Origin of the sequence: Kitasatospora sp. NPDC057595, assembly GCF_042800875.1 — a bacterium.
Classification (GTDB): domain Bacteria; phylum Actinomycetota; class Actinomycetes; order Streptomycetales; family Streptomycetaceae; genus Kitasatospora.
Genome location: NZ_JBHVGL010000023.1, coordinates 1 through 18,547, shown reverse-complemented (window position 1 = coordinate 18,547; position 18,547 = coordinate 1). Strand labels below are relative to the sequence as shown.

Sequence of the window (18,547 nt, the reverse complement as noted above, 5' to 3'; positions counted from 1 at the left end):
CGGCGCCCCTCCCCGCACGGGAGGGGCGCCGCTCCCCGGCTACGCGCCGCCCGCGCCCGGCAGCGCGGCCAGCGTTCCGGCCAGGGCGTGCAGGTCCGCCGCGCCCACCGAGGGGCCCATGGCGGCGAGCCGGAACGGGGACATCCCGCCCAGCATCGCCCGCAGGCCGGGGTTGGCCAGCATCGGCAGCCGTTCCAGGACGACCTCGCGCGCCCCCTCGTCCGCCAGCAGCGCGCGCAGCGGGGTGTGCACCGAGAGCGGGCCGGCGGGGAACTCCTCCGGCGCGGGCAGCGGCTCGCCGGCCGCGAGCGCCTGCGGCCGCTGGGCGCGGACCAGCAGGTGCTCGGCGGTGACCGGCCCCTCGGCGGGCAGGCCGAGCCGTTCGAACTGGTCGGCGGGCGCGTCGCTCTCCCGCAGCGCCTCGGTGAGCAGCGCCGCCATCCGCAGCTCCAGCTCGTCGTCGACCAGCGGGTGCTCCTGCTCCGGATCCGTCCCCAGGTCGAACAGCAGGGTGCCGAAGGCGTACGGGTTGCCCCAGGAGGTGGCCGGCATCCGCAGCACCGGCACGCCCTTGGTGAACGGCAGCGGACCGGCCAGGGTGGCGCCGGCCAGCTCCTGCGGGGTGAAGTGGCCGCGCATGTGGGTGGGCATCAGGGTGTGCTCGTACAGCGGCCGGTTGGACGCGTCCTTGCTGGCACGCATGTAGACGTGGCGGCCGTCGGTGATGCTGACGTGCCCGCCGAAGACGCCGAACAGGCCGTGCGGGCGGACCGGGGCGTCGCGGGCGACCGTGTCCACGAGCGGACGGCCCTGCATGTCGGCGGTGCGCGGCACGTCGAAGTACTCCAGCACGGTCGGCCCGAGGTCGACGGTCTGGACGAGGGAGTCGCGCCGACCGGTGGCCCGGCTGCGCGGGTCCCAGACGAACAGCGGGGTGTGGATGTTCTCGTCGTACCAGGGCTGGATGTTCTTGCCCCACCAGCCGCGCTCGCCGAGCAGCAGGCCGTGGTCGGTGCAGACGATCAGCAGGGTGTCTTCCCACAGGCCGTGCTCGTCGAAGGCGTCCAGGACGCGGCCGAGCGAGTCGTCGCACATGGTGAGCAGCGCGGCGTACTCGTTGCGGGCGTGCTCGACGGCCTCCGGGCTCTCGGTGACCCGCTTGTAGTCGGGCCAGTCGAAGTGCGGGCCGTCCCAGTCGTGCGGGTAGTGCTTCTTGTGCTCGGCGTAGGAGTAGAACGGCTCGTGCGGGTCGAAGCACTCGATCTGCAGGAACCAGCGGTCCTGCTCGCGGTTGGTGGCGATGAACTCCAGCCCGGCGTCGAAGGTGCGGGTCTGCGGGTGGTCGGCGACGTCGGCCAGGTACTGGCGGTTGACCCAGTCCTGGCGCCACATCGGACCCTCGCGCCAGGAGAGCGTGTGAGGGATCTCCGGGTCGGCGACGTGGCCCTTCCACTTGTCGCCCTCCTGGCCGCGGAAGAACTCGTAGCTGTCGTAGCGGTTGTGGTAGGTGGCGCCGCCGTCCTCCCAGTAGTGCTGGTGGTCGGTGACCAGGTGGGTGTAGACGCCCGCCTTGCTCAGCAGGTCGGGGACGGAGTCGTCGAAGGGCTCCAGCGGGCCCCAGGAGCGGTGCAGGAAGTTGTAGCGGCCGGTGTGCATCTCGCGGCGGGCCGGCATGCAGGGCATGGAGCCGCCGTAGCAGTTGTCGAAGGTCGCGGCGCGGGCGGCGAGGCGGGCGAAGTTCGGTGCGACGGTCCAGTCGCAGCCATAGGGCGGCAGGAACCGCCGGTTGAGGCTGTCGAACATGACCAGGACGGCTTTCACCGGGGCGTCTCCTCGGGAGCGGAGGGGTTGGTGGTGGGGCTGGTGGTGGGGTCGGCGGTGGGAATGGTTCCGTCGACGAGCAGCCCGCGGACGTGCTCCAGCCAGTCGAGCCAGGCGTCGACGGCGGAGGTGCCGTACGCGTGGGTGAGTTCGCGGATCATCCGCAGCCGCCGGACGTCCGTCTCCTGCGTGTCCTCCGGGAACTGCAGGGAGCGGTCCCGGGGGCGCATCACCGCCACCTGGCGGCGGCGGTATTCGAGCTCGGTGTCGATCAGCGGGACGAGCTGCTCCGGTGCCAGCTGGGCGGAGAAGTAGAACCGGGCCATGAAGTCCGGGTCCTGGAAGCGGCTGGTCGGTTCGTACGGCGAGCGGGCCTCGCGGACCAGCTCGGCCCGCCCGGCGTCGGTCAGCCGGTAGACCTTGGCGTCCGGGCGGCCGTCGCGCGGGTCGGTCTCGTAGACCACCCAGCCCTGCTCGGCCATCCGCTTGAGCAGCCGGTAGATCTGGCTCGGGTGGGCGTTCGAGCGGACGAACTGCCCCTCCCCCGCCAGCCACTGCTTGAGGTCCCACCCGCTGCGCGGATGGATGGCCAGCAGGCCCAGCAGGATGTGGTCGAACTTCACCGGTGCCCTCTCCCCGGCTCCCGCCGGTTCCTCGAACGTCGCTAGGTGCATTCTCACCTAGATGCAAAGTGCTATAGCTTGGGCCCATGAGTCAACCCCCCGCCGCACGCGCCTGCTGCATGCCGTCGGCCCCGGCCGGCCCCGGACCCGCCCCGGTGCCGCTCCTGCCGCCCCCGTCACGCCCGGCGGCCGGGCGCCCGGAGCACCCCGAAGTGGCGCTGCCCGGAGGGGTGTTCGCGATGGGGGACGCCTTCGGCGAGGGCTATCCGGCGGACGGCGAGACCCCCGTGCACGAGGTGGAGCTGGAGCCGTTCACCATCGACACCGCACCGGTCACCACCGCCCGCTTCGCCGCCTTCGTCGAGGCCACCGGCCACCGCACCGACGCCGAGCTGGCCGGCTCCTCCGCCGTCTTCCACCTGTTCGTCCTCGCCGACCCCGCCGACGTGCTCGGCCGCTCCGCCGCCGCACCCTGGTGGATCGAGGTGCGCGGCGCCGACTGGCGCCACCCGTTCGGCCCGCTCGGCGACGCCGAGGACCTCCTCGACCACCCCGTGGTGCACATCAGCCACCGCGACGCGCTCGCCTACTGCCACTGGGCCGGACGCCGGCTGCCCACCGAGGCCGAGTGGGAGTACGCCGCCCGCGGACCGCTGACCGGCGCCCGCTACGCCTGGGGCGACGAGCTGCGCCCGGGCGGCGCGCACCGCTGCCGGATCTGGCAGGGCCGCTTCCCCGACCTGCCGACCGGCGAGGACGGCTGGTTCGCGACCGCACCGGTGGGCAGCTACCCGCCGAACGGCTTCGGCCTGGCGGACGTGGCCGGAAACGTCTGGGAGTGGTGCGCCGACCGCTTCGATCCCGGCTACTACGCCCGCTCGCCACGCTTCGACCCGCGCGGGCCGGGCGAGGACCACAGCGGGACCCGGCGGGTGCTGCGCGGCGGGTCGTACCTGTGCCACGACTCCTACTGCAACCGCTACCGGGTGGCCGCGCGCACCGGCAACACCCCCGAGTCCACCAGCGGCAACTGCGGCTTCCGCACGGTGGCCCGCTGAACCGGAGGGCGCCTCCTCGAACGCCCGCACCCGGCGCGCGGGTTCGACACGCACGCCCCGCTCCTTCGACTCTTCGTCAGGATCGGTGCTGACTCCCCGGATTTCGCGCTACCGTGGTCCCCGCCGAAAAGGAGTGTGCATATGCCCGAGGTCCAGGCCTGCTCCGGATGCGGCGGGTCCGGGGGGACCCAGAAGACCGAAGCCACGGTCGAACGGGACGAGGAAGGGAGCATGGTGCCGAAGATCCACGTCTTCTGGTCGCCGTGCGGTCGGTGCCACGGATCCGGGACGGTGATCGTCGGATGAGGTTGGTCTTCGAGTGCGTCGAGTGCGGCAGCCACTACCTGCCGCCGGAGGCGATGGCGTACCCGGACGGGCCCGCCTCGCCGGTCTGGTGCACCTGGTGCCAGGCCGCCAAGCACGCGGCAGGCGTCCGGGAGGACCCGCTACTGGCCCGCCTCGCCCTGGCGACCGCCCGGGCGGCACACGCCAGAACGGCCACCGAAGAGCCCGGGGCCACCCGCAGCGACGTCCGCCCCTCGCGCCCACCGGTGTCACGCCGCGCCCGCTCCGGCCCGGGCGCGCTGCGCAGCAAGCTGGCCTAGGCCGTTCCCGGGACCGCCGTCGTGCGGCTCCCCGGCCGGGGCCCTTCCGACGGGCCCCGGCCGCGTGCGCGCGGTCAGACCCTCGTCACGTCGCGCGTCCCGGTTCCCGGCCGGACGATGTAGATCCCGGACCCGGGCAGCGTCTCGCGCGAATCCTCCCTGAGCCGGTCGACGCTGATCTCGGCCGGCCATCGCGTGCGGAACTCCGACCAGCGCACTCCCGCGAGGTCGACCCTGGTGAGGTCGGCGGTGCTCAGATCAGCCGTGGTGAAATCGTCCAGGACTTCGGAAAGGAATTCCAGGTCGAGGTTCTCCGGTTCACCGATCCCGAGCAGTTCGCCGACGTGAACGGCCAGCGCCCGCGTGAGGTACTCCACCTCCCGCACGGCACGGGGCAGATCGCCGCCGCGCACCGCGTACATGAACACCTGGCAGGCCCGCAGGAACTCCGCGACAGCCGGGTGATCGGCGCTCCTCACCCGCTGGTCGATCGTCGCCGCCATTTCCCGGACGAGGATCTGCCCGATGACTCCCGCCTGGTCGATCGCGGGGTAGTGGGACTCCAGCAGCGCGACGATCTCGTGCGCCATGTCCCGCAGCTCCCACGCGAGAGCGGCCCGGCCGTCCAACTCGTGGGCGATTCCCCGGGCGATGCCCTGGGCGACAAACGCGGCCCGCTTCAACGGCATCCGGTGGTACCGGCCGAAGCCGAGACCGTGGGTGAGATCCTGCGCCAGCACCACCGTGCGGATGAGCAGGTCGGCGAGGATCGCCGAGGTGACCAGCGGATGCTCCCGGAGCACGAGCCGCTGCTCGGGCCCGATCAGCTCGAACCGCTGGTGCATCAGACCGACGTCGTACAGGGGTGCGGCGGCCTCCTCGAAGTCGGTCCTGGCGGTGCTCCGGGAGGTGATGGACGCGAGCCCGGCTTCGACGTCCAGCACCGCGTCCAGGCTTTCGGTGAGGTCCTTGTGCTGGGCGCAGATCATCACCTCCCGCAGCCCGGCCTCCACGTCGAGGTGATCGCCGAGCCCGTCCAGGAAGGTCTTCCGCAGATCCTTGAGCCGGCCCGAGAACTCACGGTTCGGGCGTCCAGGGACAGACTCCTCGCCCATCACTCCCCCTCCCTCTCGGTCATCCTTCTGGAGACGGTCAGGCGCGCTTTGAAGAGGCTGGCCCTGACCGCCGTCGGCTTCATTCCCAGCTCGGCCGCGATTTCCGTCGGGGAATATTCGTCCAGCGTCCAGGCCATGACCTGACGCTGGCGGGGAGGCAGACCGCTCAGCAGGTTCAGAATGTCCTGCTGCCGCTCCCATTCCATCGCTTCGTCCGGCGCCGGCAACAAGGAGGTCGGCTCGAAATCGAGGTCCTCGATGCTCTCCTCGACGCGGCTGAAGGCGCGCACCAGCTCGCGGGACGCGACCCTGCGGCACCACGCCTCCGGCGACTGGATGCGGTCCCACCGCGCGTACGCCTTGACCATCGTGTCCTGGGCCAGCTCTGCGGCCAGGGGTGCCGGAGCCCCCTGCCACATCAGGAACGCCACCAGTCTGCGGAGGCACGTACGGTAGAAGTACGCGAACTCCTCGCTCCGGGGGCTCGTTCCGCCACCGCTGTCGGGGGCCGGCAGACGTCCGAGGGACGCCGCCGAGACGGCCTCCCCGTCTGGGCCGGTCTCACTCATGCGCGCCGCGACCCCGCTTCTCCTTCGCCACCGGCAACCCCGGACCGCCGTCGTCGGCGTCGCACGTGCGAAGCGCGAGGACGACAACAACGGGAGGGGGCGGGGAGGAGCGGGGACCGCTCCGCCGACGAGGCCATAACCGCCCCACGAGGGTGATCGACGCCCCCACCAACCCCAGCACTGCCACCACGACCGAGCCCGTGACGGGATCCACCGGCGCTCCTCCGCTGTCGTTCAACATTTCTACGACTAAGAGTCCAGGGACGGCAGAAGCGTTAACTACTCGGAGGATCCTTCTGCTCCGCGCTACCGGGCTCCGCGGCCGAGGGCCCGGGTGAGTGGGCGTAGGCGCTCTCCCTGCGGCCCGAACATGATCAGGTACTCGACCGGTCCGCCGGGTCCGGCGTTCGCGACTCCGTGGGCGGTGCGGGTGTCGAACTCGGCCACCTCCCCGGCGCTCAGGACGAGGTCCTGCTCACCGAGCGCCAGCCACAGCCGCCCGTACAGGACGCACAGCCATTCGTACCCGTCGTGGGAGACCTGGCGCGGCCGTGCCGGCGGGGCGTCGACGGCGGGCAGGACGTGCTTGTGGGCGTGCAGGCCTCCCACGTACCGGGTCAACGGCAGCACCACCTTGCCGCCGTCGGGACGCTGCGGCATCGGGGTACGCGGTCCGGCCGCGGCGACGGGTGCGGTGCCGGCCAGCTCGTCCAGGGAGCTGCCGTACGCCTTCGCGAGCCGCAGCAGCACCTCCAGGGTCGGCTTGCGCCGGCCGGTCTCGATCCGCGACAGCGTGCTGAGCGAGATGCCGGTCGTGCGGCTGACGTCGGTGAGCGTGGCGCCGCGCCGCTCGCGCGCGGTCCGCAGCCGAGGACCCATGGCCGCCAGTGTGTCGGCCGTGCCGTCGTCCGTCACCGTCGCCCCGCTCCCTCCGGCCGTGCCGCTTCCACCGCCCTGTCCTGCCAGTTTGCCAGAATGACAAAGCCCCTCGCGTCGGACGGTCGCGGCGCCGCAGGATCGGTGCGTCACCGCGGCCGCCCGTGAACCGAGGAGAATCCATGCACCAGCCCATGCCGTCCGCCGATCTGCGCCACCGCACCGTCGAGGCCCCCGCCGGGCGCCTGCACCTGGTCGAACAGGGCACCGGACCGCTGGTCCTGCTCGTCCACGGCTTCCCCGAGTCCTGGTACTCCTGGCGCCGCCAGCTTCCGGCCCTCGCCGCGGCGGGGTACCGGGCGGTCGCACTCGACGTGCGCGGCTACGGCCGCTCCTCCAGGCCGGCCGCGACGGACGCCTACCGGATGCTCGACCTGGTGGCGGACAACGTCGCGCTGGTGCGCGCCCTGGGCGAGGAGCAGGCGGTGGTCGTCGGGCACGACTGGGGCTCCAACATCGCGGCGGCCTCCGTCCTGCTGCACCCCGAGGTCTTCCGCGCCGTCGCACTGCTGAGCGTCCCCTACGCGCCGCCCGGCGGCCCCCGCCCCACCGACGTCTTCGCGCGGATGGGCGGCGACCACGAGTTCTACGTCTCGTACTTCCAGGAGCCCGGCCGGGCCGAGGCGGAGATGGAGCCCGACCTCCGGGGCTGGCTCGCGGGTTTCTACGCGGCCTTGTCCGCCGACACCATGCCCACCCCGGGCGAGCCCGACCCCCACTTCGTGACCCGCGACGGCGGCCGGCTGCGCGACCGCTTCCCCGGCGGCGGGCTGCCCGACTGGCTGACCGAGGACGACCTCGACGTCTACGCCGGGGAGTTCGAGCGCACCGGCATGACCGGCGCCCTCAACCGCTACCGCGCCATGGACCGCGACTGGGAGGACCTCGCGCAGTACCGCGGCGCCCCGATCAAGCAGCCGTCCCTGTTCATCGGCGGCGCCCTGGACGCCTCCACCACCTGGATGGCCGACGCGATCGAGGCCTTCCCGACCACCCTCCCCGGCCTGACCTCCACCCACATCCTGGACGGCTGCGGCCACTGGATCCAGCAGGAGCGCCCCGAGGAGGTGAACCGCCTGCTGACCTCCTGGCTCGCCTCCCTCCAGCACTGAACCGTCTTCCCGTCCCGTTCGGCCGGCACCGGGAAGAGCGACCTGGCCTCCTCGGCAACGGCCATGGGCGGTGCGGCGGTGGCGGCCGGAGCGTGCCCCCGGACCCGGCCGGACCGCTCTTGCGGCCCGCACCTGCCCGCGCGGCGGTGGAGTCGCCTAGAGTGAGAGGTTCTTGCGGGCGGGGCCGGGTGACGGCGCGAGCGGGGAGGGGGCCGGAGTGGAGCGACGTGTGTGTCGGGCCGCGGCGGCCGCGCTGTCCTGCGCGTTCCTCGCGGCCTGGGCCGTCTGTCAGGTCCTCCTCGGTACGGCGACGGGCCCGGCGCAGCCGGCGCCTGACGCGCCGCCGGCCGTCGCCGCCGTGCGGCTGGGCCCGCCGGCTGCGGAGGTGTGGCGCGCCGCGGACCGTCCCGGCTTCGACGTCGCCCTGCGGCGGGCGGCCGCCGCCGAGCCCGGTGTCCGGCTGCCCGTGCTCCCGCCGGTCGCGCTCCCGCCCGCCCGGACGGACGTGCCCCGGCCCCGGCCCGGGGTGTACGCCCCGGGGCCGCGCCAGGAGCGGGCCCCGCCGTCCGGCCACTACGACCCCCGCCACACCCGCGGTCCCCCCTCCACCCGGTCCAGCTGACGTTCCACCGCGCCCGCCGACCCCGGGTGCCGCGGCCTGCCCGCGGCCCGGGGCGTTGCCGGCGGCGCGCCGTTCCCTTGCGTCCGCCCGTCCCGGGTGCGGCGTCCTCCGCGGACGCCCGGCTCCCGTGGACCGCCCGTGGAGTACCCATGTCTACTCGCCGTGCCACGTTCTGGCGCGCGCTCGTCGCGCTCGCCGTCGTCGGTGTCTCGCTCTACGTCGCCCTGACCACCCCGCCCCGCCTCGGTCTCGACCTGCGCGGCGGCACCCGGATCGTCCTGGAGACCCAGGACTCGCCCACCGTCCGCGCGGACGCGGACGCCACTGACCGCGCGCTGGAGGTGCTGCGCCGCCGGGTCGACGGCCTCGGCGTCGCCGAACCCTCGCTCGCCCGCGCCGGGGAGCGGCGCATCGTCGTCGAACTCCCCGGCGTCCAGGACCCCGCGAGGCCGCCGGGGTCATCGGCCGCACCGCACAGCTCACCTTCCACCCCGTCACCGCGACCGCCGACGGCCCGGCCGGGCCCCCCGCGGCCGACGGCTCCCGGGTCCTCGCCGATCCCGGCCTGCCCGGCGGCCACCTGCGGCTGGGCCCGCCGGCGCTGACCGGTGACGGCGTCAAGGACGCCTCGGCCGTCCTCGACGCCCGGACGGGAGCCGGCTGGAGCATCGACCTCTCCTTCCGCGGCTCGGCCGGCGACGCCTGGGCCCGGCTCACCGGGGAGGCGGCGTGCGCCTCCCCGGCCGACCCCGCCCGCCGGGTCGCCATCGTGCTCGACGACCGCGTCCTGTCCGCCCCCGGCGTCCAGAACAGCGTGCCCTGCGGGCAGGGGATCACCGGCGGTTCGACGCAGATCACCGGCGGCTTCTCGGCCGACGAGGCCCGCGACCTCGCCGCCCTGGTGAAGGGCGGCGCGCTGCCCGTGCCGGTGACGGTGATCGAGCAGAGCACCGTCGGCCCCACCCTCGGCGCCGAGGCGATCCGGGCCAGCGCCCTGGCCGCGGCCATCGGCCTGCTCTGCACCGCGGCCTTCATCATCGCCGTGTACCGCCTGCTCGGGGCGCTGGCCACCGTCGCGCTCGCCCTTTACGGACTGATCTCGTACGCCGCCGTGGTCGCACTCGGCGCGACGCTCACCCTGCCCGGGCTGGCCGGCTTCGTGCTCGCCATCGGCATGGCGGTGGACGCCAACGTGCTGGTCTTCGAGCGGGCCAGGGAGGAGTACACCGCGCCCCGGGCGGCCGGCCGCGGCCGGGAACGCGACCTGCGGCGCCCGCTCCGCGTCGGGTTCGCGAAGGCCTGGAGCGCGGTGGCCGACTCCAATGTGACGACGCTGCTCGCCGCCGGGCTGCTCTTCGTATTCGCCACCGGCCCGGTCAAGGGCTTCGGGGTGACGCTCTCGATCGGCGTGCTGGCCTCGATGTTCTCGGCCATGCTGATCACCCGGCTGCTCGCCGAGTGGGCGGTGCGCCGGCCGGCCGTCACCCGACGGCCCACCCTCACCGGCATGGCCACCGTCGGCCGCCTCCGGACCCGACTGACCCGGCGCCCGCCCCGGCTGATGCGCCACCGCCGGCGCTGGCTGGGCGCCTGCGCCGGCCTGCTGCTGCTCGCCCTGGCCGGGATCGGCGGACGCGGCCTGGACTTCGGCGTCGAGTTCACCGGCGGCCGGGTGGCGCAGTACACCGCCGCGCAGCGGGTCGACGCGGACGCCGCCCGCGCGGCGGTGGTCGGCGCCGGGTTCCCCCAGGCCGTGGTGCAGACCACCGGCGACACCGGCGTGTCCGTCCGCACCAAGGAGACCGGCGACGACCAGCAGCAGCGCATCCGTCAGGCGCTCACCGGCGTCACCGGCGAACTGTCCGTGGAGCGCGACGAGCTGATCGGGCCGAGCCTCGGCAACGAGCTGCGCGGCTACGCGCTGGCCGCGCTCGGGCTCGCGGTCGCAGCCCAGCTGCTCTACCTCACGATCCGCTTCCGGTGGACCTTCGCGGCCGCCGCGGTGATCGCGATGACGCAGGACCTGCTGCTCGTCCTCGGCCTCTTCGCCTGGCTGGGCAAGCCGGTGGACAGCGTCTTCCTCGCCGCGCTGCTCACCATCGTCGGGTACTCGGTCAACGACACGGTGGTCGTCCTGGACCGGCTGCGCGAGCTGCGCCGGACCGGGACGAAGGCGAGCTGGGCGGAGCTCGCGGACCGCGCCGTGGCACAGACCCTCCCCCGCACGGTGAACACCGGCATGGGGGCGCTGTTCGTCCTGGTGGCCCTGGCGGTGCTCGGCGGCGACTCGCTCGCCGACTTCTCGGTGGCGCTGCTGGCCGGGATCCTGGTGGGCACGGCGTCGACGGTGTTCACCGCGATGCCGGTGGTCGTGCTGCTCCAGGGACGGTTCCCGGACCGGCCGCGGGAAGGCCGGCAGACCCGCGAGGCCGGGGAGACAGGGGATGCGCGGACGCCGCACGCGGTCGGCGCGGCAGGGGCGCGCGACCACAACGGCGCGGTGGTCTGAGCGACACGCGATCCGCTCCCGGGCTCCGGTCCGGGAGCGGTGCCGCGGCCGGTCCGACTCCTGGGCGGCCGGGGCCTCCCCGCGGGCGTGGGGGCAGCCGTCGAGGGTCTCCTGCGGGGGCGTACCGCGGCCCCCGCTCAGGCGGCCGCCGCGTCCGCGGTGTCGGCGAGGAAACGGGCGAGGTGGTCGGCGACGGCCTCCGGGGCGTCCTCCGGGCTGTAGTGGCCGGCGCCCGGGAGTTCGACCACCCGGCCGGCCGGGAAGGCCTCCCGGAACAGCGGAAGGAAGTGGCGGGCGTTCAGCGTCCGGTCGGCGGCGCCCCACAGGGCCAGCGCCGGGACGGCCGCCAGCGCGGCGCGGGCCGCCGCGTCGGGCTGCTCGAAGCGGTGGGCGCCGGTGGCGAAGCCCTTCGCCCAGCCGATCGCGCCGATGCTCTCGGCCGCGGTCGGGAACGGCGCGCCGTACGCGCGCAGCCAGGTGTCGGTGGCGAGGGCGGGGTTCTCGAAGCCGTTGAGCCTGAGCGTGCTCAGGATGGTGACGTCGAGGGAGCCGAGCACCGGGTCCAGCGTGCCGTCGGCGTGCGCCCTGGCGATCCAGCGGAACCACGGGGAGTCGGCGGCGTTGGCGGCCAGCGCGTCGCCGAGGCCGGGCTGCCCGAACGGGGTGGGCCCGTTGACACTGACCACCCGGGCGATCAGCTCGGGCCGGCGGGCCGCGAGGCCCATGCCGACGGGCCCGCCGAAGTCGTGCCCGACGAGGGTGATCCGGCGCAGACCGAGGTCCAGGACGAGCGCCTCCAGGTTGTCGACGTGGTCCTGCAGCCAGTAGCCGCGGTCGGCGGGCGTCGCGCTCTTGCCGAACCCCATGTGGTCCGGGACGACGACCCGGTGGGCCGGTGCGAGGCGGCGCACGACGTCCCGGAAGAGGTAGCCCCAGGTGGGCTCGCCGTGCAGGCAGAGGACGACCGGGCCGGCGCCCTCGTCGACGTAGTGCATCGGGAAGCCCGGGGCGGTGCTGAAGTGCGGGCGGTAGGGGAACGTGCCGTCGAAGGTCTCGTGGGCGTCGATCACGGCGGGCCTCTCGCGCGGGCAGTGGAAAGCCATGCGGTAGCGAAGTGCAACCAGGCAGGGCCGAGCCTAGGCGCGCCGGTTTTTATACGCAACTACCGAGGTCGACGGCCCGCCGGCTCAGAACAGCGCCTCCTGGGTGTCCGGCTCGGCCGGGCGGACCCGCTCGCTCAGCGTCAGGCCCGAGGCCGGCCGCCCGGGCGCCGGGGCGAGCGTCCAGCCGGTCAGCAGCCGGCTGTCCAGGAGCAGCGGCGCGGCGCCGGCCGGCTGGTCGAGCAGCAGGTGCCGGCCGATCGGCGGGCGCAGCCGCCCGGCCAGCACCGCGCCGTCCGCCAGTCCCTCGACCGCGTGGTAGACGTCGGGGGCGCCGCCGGTCAGCCCGAAGACCCCGACGTGGTCGGTGACCGGGTGGTCCGCCAGCAGTTCGACGCCGTGCCCGCGCAGCAGCTCGTGCGCCCGGTCCCGGGCGGCGGTGAGCAGCGCGCGGCGGTGGTCCGCGTCACCGTGGTCCCACCAGTGGTCCACCTTCACCCGGCTCTTGAACCGCTCCCGGGCCAACCCCGAGGCGGCCACGGTCAGTTCGGCCCGGCGGACGGCAGGCAGCGCGCCCCGGGCGGCGAACGTCCAGGCGAGCGCGCCCTGTTCGAGCAGTCGGCTGGTACCGCGCTGCTCGGCGGTCAGCCCGACCTTGAGCAGCCCCTCGCCGAACCAGGCGAGGTACAGCCGGTAGGTGCGGCCGTCGTCGAGGATCTGGTCCCGGGCCAGCGCCAGCCCGCGGTCCACGCTCTGACAGGAGGCGCACTGCACGGCGGCGCCGTCGGGCGCGATCACGGAGTGGTGCGGGCAGGGCGTGCGCTCGTCCTGCCCCTCCAGCCACGCTCCGATGCAACGGCGCGGGCCGCCGACCAGCCAGCCGACCTCCACCCCGGGCACCACCTCGCGCTCGTGCACCCGCCGCCCGTGCACCGCGCTCAGCACGGCCCGCCCGTCCCGCCAGCCCAACCCGGTGGACATCCAGCCGCCCGCCACGCTCACCCGCCACCTCACCGCACACCGTCCGAACCCCCGAGGCTACCCTCGGCCACCGACAGCCGGGAAAGTCCCGCTTCCGCCGGCGGGTGGGTGGGTGCGCGGGCCGGGCAGGCCGGGACGGGCCGGGAACGGCTCCGCCGCCGACGGGGGGTCGGCGGCGGAGCGACGGAGCAGCGGCGCGGGGCGCGGGTGCGGTCAGCGGGCCCCGGTGAGGGTGGCGAGGGTCGCTTCGAGGTCCGCCACCTGGCCGGGGCGGGGGCGGTTGTACGGGAGGCGGGAGAGCAGGGAGCCCATCGCGCAGGTGTTGGTCACGGCCGAGAAGACCAGGCCCGCGCCGACCGCCGCCGAGACCCAGCGGGCACCGGGCCGGACGAGGTCGACGACCACACCGGCCAGCACCAGCCCGCCGGCCGCGAAGCGGACCTGCCGGTCCATCGCCCACGGCGCCCGCACCGGGGCGCCCTCGGGCCGCTGCACCTCGTGTCCGGCGGCCGCCCAGGCGCTGGTGCCGCCGACCAGCGTGGCGGCCGGGATGCCGGCCGCGGCCAGTGCCTCGCAGGCCCGGCCCGAACGGTTGCCGGAGGCGCAGACGACGAGCAGTTCGCCGCGCTCGGCGACCGTGCGCAGGGCCGGGAGGGCGAGGTCGAGCTGGTCGAGCGGGATGTTCAGGGCGCCGGGGACGTGACCGGCGGCGTACTCGCCCGGGCTGCGGACGTCGACGACGGTGAGGGCGGCCAGGCGGGGGTGCGCCTGGGCCGGGGTGAGCTCGGTGAGGGCGGCCATGGAGGCTCCTTGCGGTAGAGGAAAAGGGGGGAAGGAGGTGGTCGGGGGTCAGAGCAGGGCGTCGGCGCCCATCACGGCCGCGACGCCGAGCAGCAGGACGGCGAAGGTCCGCTGGAGGACGGCCCCGGAGAGGCGGGCGGCGAGCCGCTTGCCGTCCCAGGCGCCGAGTACCGCGGCGGCGGTGAACGGGGCGATCACCGCCCAGTCGAGTCCGGCCGCGCCGCCGCCGCGGGTGACGAGCGAGGCGGAGGCGTTGACGGCGATCACCGGGAGGCTGGTGCCGACGGCGGCCTCCATCGAGAGCCCGACCGCGCCGACCAGTGCCGGCACGGCCAGGAAGCCGCCGCCCACGCCGAGCAGGCCGGTCAGCGCGCCGAGTCCGGCCCCGGAGGCGGCCGCCCGCCCGGGGCGGGCACCGGCGGGCACCGGTCCGGGCGACGCAGCCGGTCCGTCGCCCGTCGCCGGTCCGTCACCCGTCGCCGGCCCGTCGGACGCAGCCGGACGGGGCGGGCGCAGCATGCGGACGGCGGCGAGCGCCGCGACCAGGGCGAAGGCCGCGGTGAGCAGGCTCTGCGGCAGCCTGGCGGCGGCCGCACCGGTGAGGGCGGCCGGCAGCAGACCGGCGGCGGCGAACGCGAGGGCGGTGCGCCAGCGGATGGTGCCGGCCCGCGTGTGGGCGACGATCGCCGAGATCGAGGTGGCGAGCACGATCAGCAGGGCGGCGGTGGTGGCGGCGGCCGGGGAGAGTCCGAGCAGGTAGATCAGCGCGGGGACGGCCAGGATGCCGCCACCTCCGCCGAGCCCGCCGAGGACCAGTCCGACGACCGCTCCGGCGGCGAGTGCCAGCAGCAGGGTGGTCATCGGCACCACCCCGGGAGGTGGGGGCGGGCCGGGCGGGGGGCGGCCGGTATTCGGGCGGCCGGGGCGGGGCGGGGGTGGTGGTGCATGGTGGTGCTCCTGCGAGGGGGTATTGCCGTGCCGGGAGGGCGGTGCCGTGCCGTGCCGGGAGGGCGGTCAGGCGGTGGCGACGGCCCGCAGGGTGAGACCGGCGACGCGGTCGACGTCGAAGTCGTCGCCGTCGTGGACCAGCACCCGCCGGTGGGAGACGGCGGCGTCGGCGGGGACGAGGTGGTGCGCGCCGGTGATCCGGGCGAGTTCGAGGCCGCCGGTGACGTAGCCGCGGTTGCCGAGGCCCTCGATCTCCAGGGTGTCGACGAAGAACACGTGCCTCTCCTTCTCTGGGCTTTTTACCCCCAGGGGTATCCACCGGACACTGTCGACTGTAGCAGAGATACCCCCAGGGGCATCGCTGGGCGAAGTCCGCCCGACCGGCTACCGTCCTGCGCATGACCACCACGGACCCCACCACGCCGCCCGGCGACCCGACCCCCGACGACCTGGCCGACGTGCTCCGGCTCGCCGTGGACACCCTGCGCGCGGCCCCCGCCGACGCCGACTGGTCCCGCCCGGCCGGCGGCGTCGACTGGGACTGCTGGACCACCGTCGAACACCTCGCGGACGACCTGCTCGCCTACGCCGCCCAGCTCGGCCCGGCCGAGCCGCCGCGCGACCGCTACGTGCCCTTCGTCGCCCGGCGCCCCTTCCCCGGCGGGCCGAACAGCTTCGCCTTCGCCCGTCGCGAGGACGGCCCGGACGGACTGCTGGAGGTCCTGGAGGCGAGCGGCGGGCTGATGGTCGCGATCGCCCGGGCCAGGACCCCCGAGGTCCGCGCCTTCCACCCCTGGGGGCTCGCCGACCCGGCGGGGTTCGTCGCGATGAGCCTGGTGGAGACGCTGGTGCACGTGCACGACGTCGCGGAGGGACTCGGCCTGCCCTGGGAGCCGCCGGCCGACGTCTGCCGCCGCACCCTCGCCCGGCTCTTCCCCGACGTGGCGCCGGACGTGGCGCCCGGCGCCGCATCCGCCCCCGCCACCCCCGCCGCCGCCTGCGCCGAGCCCTGGCCGACCCTGCTCTGGGCCACCGGCCGCACCGCGGCGCCCGGCCGCCCGCGCCGCACCGAGTGGCGCTGGTACGCGGACGCGCGGGAGCCGGCCACCGCCCCCTGACGCCCGCTCACCCCCGCCGACGCCGCAGGTCGCCGGGGCTTTGCGCGCGCCCCCGGTACACGTTCTATTGTGGCGGGCGCGGCGGCGGCGCGGCCGGGAGCCGGGAGCCGGGCGCCGCGGCGGACCGGTGTGGAACGAAGGGGTGGACGTGGCGGGGCGGCGGAACAACGGGGTGCTGGCGGTCTGGGCGGAGACGCAGCGGCAGGAGCAGCGCCGGGAGGAGGCCCGGTGGCGCGCCCAGGCCGCCGAGCAGAACCGGCGGGAGCGGGAGCAGCGCGAGGCCCAGAAGGCCGCGGCCCGCACCGAGCGCGAGGCGCAGAAGGCGTACCAACAGGACCGGGAGGCCCAGGCGGCCCGGCGGACGGCCGAACTGGACGCCCGGGTGGAGGAGTTGCGCGGCCTGCTGGCGACCGGCGCGGGCGCGGCGGCGTTCCGGGCGCAGAGCCTGCTGGCCCCGCGCCCGGTGCCGCCGTTCGAGCCGGGCCGGCTCGGCGAGCCGGTGCCGATGCCGGACCAGGCCCGCTACCAGGTGCCGCCGCCGGACCCGGTGCAGGCCCGCAACCCCGGGGTGTGGCAGCAGTACGAGCAGTACGTGGCGCAGGCGCGGGCCCGGTTCGAGCAGGACTGGTACGCGGCGCAGGCCGCGGAGGCGGACCGGCAGCGACGGTTGGCCGAGTACCACGGGCAGTACCTGGAGTGGGTGGCCCGGTTCCGCCGGGAGGACGAGCAACGGGCCGCCCGGACCGAGGAGTTGCTGCGCCGGCTGCGGTCCGGCGAGGCGGAGGCGGTGCAGGAGTACTTCACCGCCGTGCTGTACGCCTCGGCGGGCTGGCCGGAGGGCTTCCCGCGACAGCTGGTGGCGGCCTGGGAGGCGTCCAGCCGCCAGCTGGTGGTGAACTGGGAGCTGCCGGGCCCGGACGTGGTCCCGGCGACCGCCCGGGTGCGGTACGTGAAGTCCGACGACCGGGAGGCCGAGGTGGCCCGCCCGGCGACGGAGCGCAAGGCGCTGTACCGGGAGGTGCTGGCGCAGACCGCGCTGCGGGTGGTGGCCGAGCTGTACCGGGCGGACGGGGACGGGCTGCTGGCCTCGGTGGTGCTGAACGGCTTCGTACGCGGCATCGACCCGGCCACCGGCCGGGAGGCGGAGCGGTTCCTCACCACGGTGACGGTCGACCGGGGCGAGTTCGCCGGGCTGGCGCTGGACCGGGTGGCGGCCGTGGAGTGCTTCCAGGGCCTGGGCGGCGTGCTGTCGGCGCGCCCCGAGCGACTGGACGAGGTGCGGCCGGACCGGCTGCCGGAGACGGTCGGCGGCAGTGTGGCCGGGCAGGGCGGCGAGGACGACCCGGACCTCTTCGAGATGGACCCGATCGAGTTCGAGGAGCTGATCGCCGAGCTGTTCCGGCTGCGCGGCTTCCGGGTGATGACCACGGCGCGCAGCGGTGACGTCGGGGTGGACGTGGTCGCCGAGGACCTCGATCCGGTGACCGGCGGACGGATCGTCATCCAGGCCAAGCGCTACCGCTCGACGGTCTCCCCCACCGCGGTGCGCGACCTCGACTCGACGGTGCGCCACCACGGCGCGATCAAGGGCATCCTGGTGACCACCGCGGGCTTCGGGCCGGGCTCCTACGAGTACATCCGCAACAAGCCGCTGAGCCTGGTGAGCGGGCCGGAGCTGGTGGAGCTGCTGGCGGAGCAGGGCCTGCGCGGACGCCTGGGCGAGCGGACGAACGGCGCCGGTCACCGCGTGCCGGGGGCCTCGCCCGCCGGGGACCCGCCCGAGCAGGGCGCGACCACCGCACTGGCGCTGTCCTGGCGCAGCCGCACGGCCGGCGGGGACGCCGTCGAGCTGGACGTCTCGGCGTTCCTGTGCGCCAACGGCCGGGTGCTGGACGACGAGCACTTCGTGTTCTTCAACAACCCGCAGGACCCGGCCGGCGCGGTGCGGCTGCACCCCACCCGCTCGGTGCCGGGCGAGCCGGTGCGCCGCGCCGAGCTCACCCTGGAGCCGGGGCGGCTGGCGCCGGGCGTGGACGAGGTCGTGGTGGCGGTGTCCACCGAGGAGGAGGAGCCGCCGGTGCTGCCGCTCGGGTACGTGCACGGGCTGACGGTGGCGGGCGCGTTCGGCCCGGACACCGACGGCCCCGCCGAGTGGGCGGCCGAGACCGGCGGGGTGTCGCAGAGCGCGATGGTCCTCGGCTCCTTCCAACGGCGCGGTGGCGTCTGGCGGTTCACGCCGGGCGGGACGCCGGTGGAGGACGGGCTGGCCGGACTCGCGGTGCGCTGGGGCGTCGCGATCGAGTAGTTGCCGCACGGTGCCTCAGGGTCGGAGGTCATACCTGAGGATGAGAAGCACCCCCGCCGGACCGCCGGTACGGCGGGGGGAGGCCGTACCCGGGGGCGACAAAACGGGCACGGGCCGGTTGGAAGAATGTAAAGGGAAGGCAATCTTCCGATATTCCTACTCGCGCCTCGTGCCTCGTACCTCGCACCTCCAAGGAGCCCTCGTGACGATGTCCGCAACCGCCGTCCGTACCGGCCGGGCGGCCGCCCGCGCCACCGGCCTGAACAAGGTCTACGGGGAGGGCGAGACCCGCGTCGTCGCCCTCGACAACGTCAGCGTCACCTT

15 protein-coding genes and 3 pseudogenes are annotated in these 18,547 nt (G+C 75.0%); 8 read left to right on the top strand and 10 right to left on the bottom strand.

Annotated features, from left to right (window positions below; all coding sequences use genetic code 11):
* Positions 1–39: 39 nt before the first annotated feature.
* Positions 40–1,821 (bottom strand): sulfatase, encoded by a 1,782-nt coding sequence (locus tag ACFU9E_RS28780; protein WP_380715462.1) that lies wholly within the window; start codon positions 1,819–1,821, stop codon positions 40–42.
* Positions 1,818–2,444 (bottom strand): PadR family transcriptional regulator, encoded by a 627-nt coding sequence (locus ACFU9E_RS28775; protein WP_380686041.1) that lies wholly within the window; start codon positions 2,442–2,444, stop codon positions 1,818–1,820. Before ACFU9E_RS28775 ends, ACFU9E_RS28780 begins: the two co-directional genes overlap by 4 nt.
* 86 nt (positions 2,445–2,530) lie before the next feature.
* Here ACFU9E_RS28775 and ACFU9E_RS28770 point away from each other — a divergent pair, with 86 nt between their 5' ends.
* Together ACFU9E_RS28770 and ACFU9E_RS28765 are read left to right on the top strand one after the other, a co-directional pair.
* Positions 2,531–3,502 (top strand): formylglycine-generating enzyme family protein, encoded by a 972-nt coding sequence (locus ACFU9E_RS28770; protein ID WP_380686039.1) that lies wholly within the window; start codon positions 2,531–2,533, stop codon positions 3,500–3,502.
* Between the two features lie 302 nt (positions 3,503–3,804).
* Positions 3,805–4,107 carry a hypothetical protein gene (locus tag ACFU9E_RS28765; RefSeq protein ID WP_380686037.1) on the top strand — a complete coding sequence of 101 codons (303 nt, stop codon included), beginning with the start codon at positions 3,805–3,807 and terminating at the stop codon, positions 4,105–4,107.
* Positions 4,108–4,181: 74 nt separating this feature from the next.
* On the opposite strand, the gene ACFU9E_RS28760 is transcribed toward ACFU9E_RS28765, so the two are convergent.
* The 3 genes from ACFU9E_RS28760 to ACFU9E_RS28750 all read right to left on the bottom strand — a co-directional run bounded on the left by ACFU9E_RS28760 (position 4,182) and on the right by ACFU9E_RS28750 (position 6,670).
* Positions 4,182–5,222: a hypothetical protein gene (locus ACFU9E_RS28760; protein ID WP_380686035.1), complete on the bottom strand. Its 1,041-nt coding sequence runs from the start codon at positions 5,220–5,222 to the stop codon at positions 4,182–4,184.
* A complete protein-coding gene (locus ACFU9E_RS28755) occupies positions 5,222–5,737 on the bottom strand; it encodes an RNA polymerase sigma factor (RefSeq protein WP_380686045.1) in 516 nt (171 codons plus the stop codon). Before ACFU9E_RS28755 ends, ACFU9E_RS28760 begins: the two co-directional genes overlap by 1 nt.
* A gap of 360 nt (positions 5,738–6,097) precedes the next feature.
* On the bottom strand, positions 6,098–6,670 hold the full coding sequence (locus ACFU9E_RS28750; RefSeq protein ID WP_380686033.1) for a helix-turn-helix domain-containing protein: 573 nt from the start codon (positions 6,668–6,670) through the stop codon (positions 6,098–6,100).
* Positions 6,671–6,849: 179 nt separating this feature from the next.
* Between ACFU9E_RS28750 and ACFU9E_RS28745 the strand changes: the two genes are divergently transcribed.
* From ACFU9E_RS28745 to secD, 3 genes and pseudogenes are all read left to right on the top strand, one after another.
* A complete protein-coding gene (locus ACFU9E_RS28745) occupies positions 6,850–7,839 on the top strand; it encodes an alpha/beta fold hydrolase (protein WP_380686031.1) in 990 nt (329 codons plus the stop codon).
* A gap of 217 nt (positions 7,840–8,056) precedes the next feature.
* Positions 8,057–8,461: a hypothetical protein gene (locus ACFU9E_RS28740; RefSeq protein ID WP_380686029.1), complete on the top strand. Its 405-nt coding sequence runs from the start codon at positions 8,057–8,059 to the stop codon at positions 8,459–8,461.
* 149 nt (positions 8,462–8,610) lie between these two features.
* Positions 8,611–10,970, top strand: a pseudogene (gene secD / locus ACFU9E_RS28735) (protein translocase subunit SecD).
* A gap of 137 nt (positions 10,971–11,107) precedes the next feature.
* Here secD and ACFU9E_RS28730 read toward each other — a convergent pair.
* From ACFU9E_RS28730 to ACFU9E_RS28710, 5 genes and pseudogenes are all read right to left on the bottom strand, one after another.
* A complete protein-coding gene (locus ACFU9E_RS28730; RefSeq protein WP_380684478.1) occupies positions 11,108–12,073 on the bottom strand; it encodes an alpha/beta fold hydrolase in 966 nt (321 codons plus the stop codon).
* Positions 12,074–12,157: 84 nt separating this feature from the next.
* Positions 12,158–13,072 (bottom strand): DUF2797 domain-containing protein, encoded by a 915-nt coding sequence (locus ACFU9E_RS28725; protein WP_380684479.1) that lies wholly within the window; start codon positions 13,070–13,072, stop codon positions 12,158–12,160.
* Between the two features lie 192 nt (positions 13,073–13,264).
* On the bottom strand, positions 13,265–13,852 hold the full coding sequence (locus ACFU9E_RS28720; RefSeq protein ID WP_380684480.1) for a rhodanese-like domain-containing protein: 588 nt from the start codon (positions 13,850–13,852) through the stop codon (positions 13,265–13,267).
* Positions 13,853–13,900: 48 nt separating this feature from the next.
* On the bottom strand, positions 13,901–14,713 hold the full coding sequence (locus tag ACFU9E_RS28715) for a TSUP family transporter (protein ID WP_380684481.1): 813 nt from the start codon (positions 14,711–14,713) through the stop codon (positions 13,901–13,903).
* 159 nt (positions 14,714–14,872) lie between these two features.
* Positions 14,873–15,076, bottom strand: a pseudogene (locus ACFU9E_RS28710) (MBL fold metallo-hydrolase); the annotation flags it as partial.
* A gap of 122 nt (positions 15,077–15,198) precedes the next feature.
* On the opposite strand from ACFU9E_RS28710, the gene ACFU9E_RS28705 reads away from it, so the two are divergent.
* The 3 genes and pseudogenes from ACFU9E_RS28705 to ACFU9E_RS28695 form a co-directional block, all read left to right on the top strand.
* Positions 15,199–15,918, top strand: a complete 720-nt coding sequence (locus tag ACFU9E_RS28705; protein WP_380684482.1) for a hypothetical protein — start codon at positions 15,199–15,201, stop codon at positions 15,916–15,918.
* Positions 15,919–16,066: 148 nt separating this feature from the next.
* Positions 16,067–18,223, top strand: a complete 2,157-nt coding sequence (locus tag ACFU9E_RS28700) for a restriction endonuclease (protein WP_380684483.1) — start codon at positions 16,067–16,069, stop codon at positions 18,221–18,223.
* Positions 18,224–18,425: 202 nt separating this feature from the next.
* Positions 18,426–18,547, top strand: a pseudogene (locus ACFU9E_RS28695) (ABC transporter ATP-binding protein); the annotation flags it as partial.